The organism is Mycobacterium sp. shizuoka-1 (assembly GCF_002723835.1).
Taxonomy (GTDB): Bacteria; Actinomycetota; Actinomycetes; order Mycobacteriales; family Mycobacteriaceae; genus Mycobacterium.
In genome coordinates, this window is sequence record NZ_BEWG01000080.1 from 1 (window position 1) to 6,957 (window position 6,957).

General features: G+C 66.8%; 7 protein-coding genes and 1 pseudogene. 3 read left to right on the forward strand and 5 right to left on the reverse strand.

What is annotated here, in order from left to right; all coding sequences use genetic code 11:
• Positions 1-76 precede the first annotated feature (76 nt).
• The 5 genes and pseudogenes from MSZK_RS21710 to MSZK_RS21730 form a co-directional block, all read right to left on the reverse strand.
• A pseudogene (locus tag MSZK_RS21710) lies at positions 77-667 on the reverse strand (allophanate hydrolase subunit 2 family protein); the annotation flags it as partial.
• The gene (locus MSZK_RS21715; protein WP_099250675.1) at positions 664-1,317 is read right to left on the reverse strand and encodes an allophanate hydrolase subunit 1; all 654 of its coding nucleotides are present in this window, start codon (positions 1,315-1,317) and stop codon (positions 664-666) included. The pseudogene MSZK_RS21710 and the gene MSZK_RS21715, both read right to left, overlap by 4 nt.
• 27 nt (positions 1,318-1,344) lie before the next feature.
• Positions 1,345-2,058, reverse strand: a complete 714-nt coding sequence (locus MSZK_RS21720) for a queuosine precursor transporter (RefSeq protein WP_199203431.1) — start codon at positions 2,056-2,058, stop codon at positions 1,345-1,347.
• A gap of 22 nt (positions 2,059-2,080) precedes the next feature.
• A complete protein-coding gene (locus MSZK_RS21725) occupies positions 2,081-3,055 on the reverse strand; it encodes an ABC transporter substrate-binding protein (protein WP_099250676.1) in 975 nt (324 codons plus the stop codon).
• Positions 3,056-3,064: 9 nt separating this feature from the next.
• Positions 3,065-3,664 (reverse strand): LysE/ArgO family amino acid transporter, encoded by a 600-nt coding sequence (locus tag MSZK_RS21730; RefSeq protein WP_099250677.1) that lies wholly within the window; start codon positions 3,662-3,664, stop codon positions 3,065-3,067.
• A 388-nt stretch (positions 3,665-4,052) separates the two neighbouring features.
• On the opposite strand from MSZK_RS21730, the gene MSZK_RS21735 reads away from it, so the two are divergent.
• The 3 genes from MSZK_RS21735 to MSZK_RS21745 all read left to right on the forward strand — a co-directional run.
• A complete protein-coding gene (locus tag MSZK_RS21735; protein ID WP_099250698.1) occupies positions 4,053-4,763 on the forward strand; it encodes an ABC transporter permease in 711 nt (236 codons plus the stop codon).
• On the forward strand, positions 4,760-5,611 hold the full coding sequence (locus MSZK_RS21740) for an ABC transporter permease (protein WP_099250678.1): 852 nt from the start codon (positions 4,760-4,762) through the stop codon (positions 5,609-5,611). Before MSZK_RS21735 ends, MSZK_RS21740 begins: the two co-directional genes overlap by 4 nt.
• A 3-nt stretch (positions 5,612-5,614) precedes the next feature.
• A partial coding sequence (locus tag MSZK_RS21745) for an MCE family protein (RefSeq protein ID WP_099250699.1) occupies positions 5,615-6,957 on the forward strand: 1,343 nt, incomplete at its 3' end.

Sequence of the window (6,957 nt, forward strand, 5' to 3'; positions counted from 1 at the left end):
GCGTGTTTGGTAACCACACCGATACCGGAGGTCCTCACCTACTTCCGCTCACCACGCCGTTCACAACCTGTCTGGGAGTTACAACTAGGGCATCGGGATCGGTGAACCAGTCGTCGCGGGGGCCGGGCACCACGCGCAGCTCGAGCAGGCCTTCGGTGATGGCGGCCACCGGTGCCTGGTCGAGCTCGGGGTAGTCGTCGGCATGCGGCCCGATCGGCAGCGTGTCCCCGGCGCGCAGCGGACGCGGGCCGATCGCCGACATCACGTCGTAACTGAGCGAGCCGAGTACCGGTTCGACGGCGAAGCCCCCACGCACGGCGAGATAGCTGCGCAGTCCGGCACGGGGGGTGCCGAGTGAGATCACGTCCCCGGCACGGGCGTGGTGAACGCTGTTGGTGCCGAAGGGAACTCCATTGACAGCCGGATCGGCATCGGCTCCGGTGACGGCGACGTCCACATCGCCGCCGCGCACCCGGGCGGCGAATCCGCCCAGGGTGATCTCCAGGGTCGCCCGGTCGTCAGGGTTGGCCACCAGACGGTTGGCCAGCCGGTGGGCGCGGCGGTCGGCTGCCCCGGATCGGGTCACCCCGACGTGCGCCAGCCCCGGCCGGCCGAGGTCTTCGAGGACAGCCAGTGGGCCGGTGCGCAGCACGTCGAGCGCGATCATCGCGAGATCGCCCGGAACTGCACCCACAGGCCGGGTTGCAGCAGCGCGGGCTGCGGCCGGTCGATGTCCCACAACACCGCATCGGTGCGTCCGATCAGCTGCCATCCACCGGGGGACTGGCGCGGGTAGATGCCGCTGAACTCGCCGGCCAGGCCCACCGAGCCGGCCGGTACCGCGGTGCGCGGATCGTGTCGACGCGGCACCGCCAGGCGGGGATCGCCGCCGACCAGATAGGCGAAACCCGGTGCGAATCCGCCGAATCCGACCCGCCACGGGCTGGCGGTATGGGCCTCGATCACCTCGGCGACATCCATGCCGGTGTGCGCGGCGACATCGGCGAGGTCGGCGCCGTCGTACACCACCTCGATCACCACGTCGGCGGTGTCGACCCGGCCGGCGCCGGGGTCGGCATCGCCAGGACGCAGGCGCTGGAGCCGCTGCCGCGTGGGCGACTGGTAGCGCGGACCGGCGAGCGTGATCAGCACGGTGCGGGCGGCGGGGACGATGTCGAGTACACCCGGCAGCTGTGCGGCGCGCAGTGCCGCCGTCAGTGCCAGCACCTGCTCGGTCGAGGTGCATTCCGCCAGCAGTGCTTGGTCGCCGTAGTCACGGATTGTGTTCGGCACCATGGAATCTGTCGACACACTCATGTACCGACGATAGGCCCGCGGGGCGCGTCAGACCATCGCGGTGTAGGTCGGCTCGCGGCGTTTGACGTAGCCGATCACCCGGTAAGTTACCGGCAGCATCACCACTTCGACGGCGGTTTTGTACACCCAGCCCAGCGCGGTATAGGTGACGAAGTCGCCGAAGGTGTTGATCCCGATGGCGCCGGCGGCGATACTGCAGAACACCAGGGTGTCACCGAGTTGACCGGCGAAGGTCGAGCCGACCAGCCGCGCCCAGAGATGCTTCTCCTTGGTGTGCTCTTTGATCTTGACGACGGTCCAGGCGTTGATGGTCTGGCCGACGATGAAACCGGCGAGGCCGGCGACGATCAGCTGGGTGTAGGCGCTGACGATGTTCTGGAAGTGTTCCTGGTTGGTGTAGAAGTCGGCCGAGGGCAGGTAGACCGTCACCCAGAATGCCAGCGCGGCCAAGATGTTCATCGCGAAGCCCAGGATGATGGCCCGGCGGGCGGCTTTGAATCCGTACACCTCGGAGAGCACGTCGCCGATCACGTAGGTGAGGGGGAAGACGATGAAACCGCCGTCGGTGATGATCGACCAGTTGCCGATGACGGGCCCGAAGGCGACACCCTTGGTGGCGGTGACGTTGGAGATGATCACCAGCGCGGTGAATACCGAGACGAAGACCGGATAGTAGCGAGACCCGACCTGTGCGAACCCGGGGGTGATGGCGTCGCGCGCGGTGGTCTGGCTGCTTGTCACGGTGTCATCCAAACACGGCCGGTCAGCTCAGCGCGCGCGAGAGCAGCGGCGGGAGCTGATCGGCGACCGCCGGGTAGGACAGCGGCGAGGCGAACGCGATCGCCCCGGCGAGGTCCTTGCCGGTGAAGACGTTGCGGGTGCCCAGGGCGGCGATAGCCGGCTCGGCCAGCAGAGCGGCCTGGTCGGCGTCGCTCTCGGTGGCCCAGATCAGCACGTCGGCGGTGTCGAGGACGTCGGCGAGTTTGTCGTGGGGGATCGCGGCTTGATGACCGTCGGTGGCGTAGGCCCCGATGCCGTCGGGAATCTGAAAGCCCATCGCGGTCAGGAATTCGGTGCGCCAGCCGGGCAGCGTCGCGGTCAGAGTGCCGCCGACGAAGCTTCCGCCCAACAGCAGCGCCTTGCGGTCCTTGAACGCGGCGTTGTTCTTCGCGATGTCGGCGAATCTGCTCTCGACGTTCGCGATGATCTGTTTCATCTGCTTGGCGTGGAACACCGCGGTTGCCACCGCGGTGGCCTGGTCCTTCCACGGCTCGAAGAAGGCATCCCCGTCAGACTGGGCGATCGTCGGGGCGATCGCCGAGAGCTTGGCGTAGGTGTCGGAGTCGAGGCCGGCGTTGACCGCCACGATCAGGTCGGGCTTGAGCGCGGCGATCTGATCGACCTGAATTCCGTTGTCCAGGTTCAGCACAACGGGTTGGGCTGATCCGAGTTTGGGCAGCGCCCACGGCCACACCCCGAACGGTTGGTCGCCGAACCAGTTGGTCACCGCGATGGGGACGACCCCGACCGCGAGCAGATCGTCCTGTTCGGTGAAACCCGCGCTCACGACGCGCTTGGGCGGCGCCGAGATGGTGGTCTCGCCGAAGATGTGTGTGACCGTGACCGACTTCGGGGTGGCGTCCTCATCCGAGTCCTGGGACGAGCAGGCGGCGGCCAGCAGTGCGCCCGCCGCGCCGGCGGCCCCCAGGAACCCGCGCCTCGTCCACTGCGCCCTCACGGCGCGAGACTAGCTCACCAGCAGCGAGATGCCGAGTCCGATCATCGTGAGCGCGATCAGGCCGTCGAGGACGCGCCAGGTCAGCGGAGTGGCGAACAGCCCGGACAGTCGCCGCGCGCCGAAGCCCAGGCTGAAGAACCAGACGACGCTGGCGGTCACCGCCCCGATGCCGAACAGCCACCGACTGTCGGCGTGCTGGTTGGCCAGCGTGCCGAGCAGCACCACGGTGTCCAGGTAGACGTGCGGATTGAGGAAGGTCATGGCCAGGCAGGTCAGCAGTACCGAGAGCAGGCGGGTGGAGCCGTCCTGGGCCGGCGCCATGCTCGACGGCCGCAGGGCGCGTCGCGCGGCGAGTGCGCCGTAGCCGAACAAGAACCCGGCCCCGCCGATCTTTGCCACGGTGACGGTCTGCGGGTGGGCGGTGATCAGTGCCCCGATGCCGGCGATACCCGCGGTGATCAGTAGCAGGTCGGAGACCGCGCAGACGCTGACGACCGCCAGTACGTGCTCACGGCGGATCCCCTGACGCAGCACGAACGCGTTCTGGGCGCCGATGGCCGCGATCAGCGTGAACGACGTCAGAAATCCGACGAGCAGGGGCGAGGTCATGACAGCAACGGTAGGCAACGGGCCATCCGCAGTACAGCTAATGATTCTTCATCAGTATGAAAATTTCTAATCCAACTAGCGGTGGTGTCCGGCCGGTCTGAGTCCTGCGAGATCAGGCCAATTGACGGCGTTTACCTATAGGTGTAAGGTTTCTGACGCTTGGTGGCGTAGATCACAACTGGCCCACAAGTCCTGTGCCGCAGCGGCATACGGAGTTGTGGGACATCGTCGGTCGGGTCGGCACACCAACTAGATGAACTGGAAGGTGGGGATGCGCTTGATCGCCGGACGTGGCGCAGTGGCCCCGGCCCCGGAGACCAGCCGATTGGCCAGAATCTCGTCGGCCCCCGCGGGCAAGCCGTTTCGTGCGCTGGGTGGGTTCTTTGCGATGTCCCTCGACGTCCTGGTCGCGATTCCCCGCCGGCCGTTCGCCTGGCGTGAATTCCTGGTGCAGTCCTGGTTCGTGGCGCGGGTGTCGATGTTCCCCACGCTGATGCTGGCGATTCCGTTCACCGTCCTGATGGTTTTCACCTTCAACATCCTGCTTGTCGAGTTCGGTGCCGCGGACTACTCAGGAACCGGAGCCGCGTACGGCACTGTCACCCAGATCGGTCCGGTGGTAACGGTTTTGGTCGTCTCGGGGGCAGGGGCGACAGCCATGTGCGCCGATCTCGGGGCACGCACCATCCGGGACGAGCTCGACGCGCTGCGGGTCATGGGAGTGGATCCGATCCAGGCATTGGTCGTGCCGCGGGTCCTCGCCGCCACCGTTGTCGCCACGCTGCTGTCGTCGGTGGTGATCCTGGTCGGGCTGATCGGCAGCTTCGCCTTCGCCGTCTTCATTCAGCACGTGACACCGGGTTCGTTCGTGGGCGGTCTGACCGTGATCACGAAGGCTCCCGACGTGGTGATCTCGTTGATCAAGTCCACCCTGTTCGGTCTGGCCGCCGGGCTGATCGCCTGCTTCAAGGGCGTCTCGGTGGGGGGCGGCCCGGCCGGGGTCGGCAACGCCGTGAACGAGACGGTGGTCTACACGTTCATGGCACTGTTCGCGATCAACATCATCGCGACCGCGGTCGGCGTGAAGGCGACGCTGTGAGCGCCGTGCCCAGCCGGCCGCATCCACAGTGGCGGCGCGTCGTCGACGGCTGGATCGACGGCCTGACCCGGATCGGCACTCAGGCCCAGTTCTACTTCCGCACCGTGGTGTCCATCCGCGAGGCACTCGTTCACTACAAGGTCGAGACCATCCGGCTGATCGCCCAGATGAGCCTGGGGACAGGGGCTTTGGCCGTCATCGGTGGCACGGTTGTGATTGTCGGTTTCCTGACCTTGTCCACCGGCGCGCTGGTGGCGGTGCAGGGTTACAACCAGTTCGCCAATGTCGGTGTCGAAGCGCTGACCGGCTTCGCGTCGGCGTTCTTCAATGTCCGGCTGATCGCACCTGTCATCGCCGGGATCGCGCTGGCCGCCACCATCGGTGCCGGTGCCACCGCCCAGTTGGGTGCGATGCGGATCAACGAGGAGATCGACGCCCTGGAAGTGATGGGGGTGCGTGCAGTGGCGTACCTGGCGTCCAACCGGGTGGTGGCCGGTGTGGTGGTGGTGATTCCGCTGTACTGCGTCGCGATGATCACCGCCTTCTTGGCCGCCCGGTTCGGCACGACGGTCGTCTACGGTCAGTCCAGCGGGGTGTACGACCACTACTTCACCACGTTCCTGAACCCGATGGACATCGTCTGGTCGTTCTTCCAGGCGGTGTCGATGGCGGCGGTGATCATGTTGGTGCACACCTATTACGGCTTCACCGCTTCCGGGGGGCCGGCCGGGGTGGGTGAGGCGGTCGGTCGCGCCGTGCGCACATCCATGATCTCCGCGGTCTTCGTGGTTCTGTTCCTCTCACTGGCCATCTACGGCCAGTCCGGAAATTTCCATCTGTCGGGCTAGCGGATGGCATCGCGGGATGGAGCGGGCGGTGGCCACCCGTTGTGGTGGACCGCGGGTCTCTTCGCGGCCATCATCGGCATGGCCGGACTGTGTTCGGCCCTGTTCGCCGGAACGTTCCGCAGCTATCTTCCGGTCACTCTGACATCGGATCGCAGTGGTCTGGTGATGGAGACCGGTGCCAAAGTCAAGATGCGCGGGGTCGAGGTGGGACGCGTTGCCGGCATCGCAGGCGGCACCGGCCCGGTCGCGTTGAAGCTGGAGATCTTTCCCGATCAGGTCGCCCACATCCCGGCGAACGTCGGCGCACAGATCAAGGCCACGACGGCTTTCGGAGCCAAGTACGTCGACCTCGTCTACCCGGCGGATCCCAGCCCCGCCCGGTTGGCCGCCGGCGCCGTGCTGCACTCACGCAACGTGACCACCGAGGTCAACACGGTGTTCGACAACCTTGTCGGGCTGCTGCGCCAGGTCGACGTGTCCAAATTGAACTCTGTGCTGACCGCGCTGGCCGACGGTGTGCGCGGCCGTGGCGAGCAGATGGGTCAGGCCATCACCGACGCCGACGAAGTCCTGCGCGCGGTGAATCCCAGAATGGACACCGTGGCCGCGGATTGGCGGTCCTTGCGAGGTTTCAGTGATGCCTACCGTGCTGCCGCGCCGGACATCCTGGCCACCCTCGACGCGGCCAGCACGACCAGCGTGACGGTCACCGACCATGCCAGGGACTTGGATACGTTGCTGGTCAACACCATCGGGCTGTCCAACGACGGGCTCGGGCTGCTCGCCCCCAACCGCGACAACATCGTCAAGGCGGTCAACGTCATCGAACCCACGACCGCACTTCTGCTCAAGTACAACCCCGAATACACCTGCACCGTGCAAGGCGCCAAGGTCTTCCTCGACAAGGCCGGTCAGTGGTTCGGCGGCAACGGGCGCACGGTCTACCTCGATGCCGGGCTGGCATTCGGCGACGACCTCTATCGGTACCCGGAGAACCTCCCGCTCGTGGCAGCCAAGGGCGGACCCGGCGGACAACCCGGTTGTGGATCGCTTCCAGATGTTGCCAAGAACTTCCCGGTGCGCCAGCTCATCACGAACACCGGCTGGGGTACCGGGTTGGACTGGCGGCCCAACCCCGGTATCGGGCAGACGTGCTCCGCCGACTACTTCCCGGTCACCAGAGGCATTCCGGAAGCACCACACGTCGGGCAGTGCCTTCCCGGTCCGGCGCCGGGACCGGCGCCGCCCTATCCCGGCGGCCCGCCCTACGGAGCGCCCTGGTACGCCCCGGACGGCACACCGCTCTTCCCAGGCCTGCCACCACCCCCCGCGGCGCCGCTGACGAA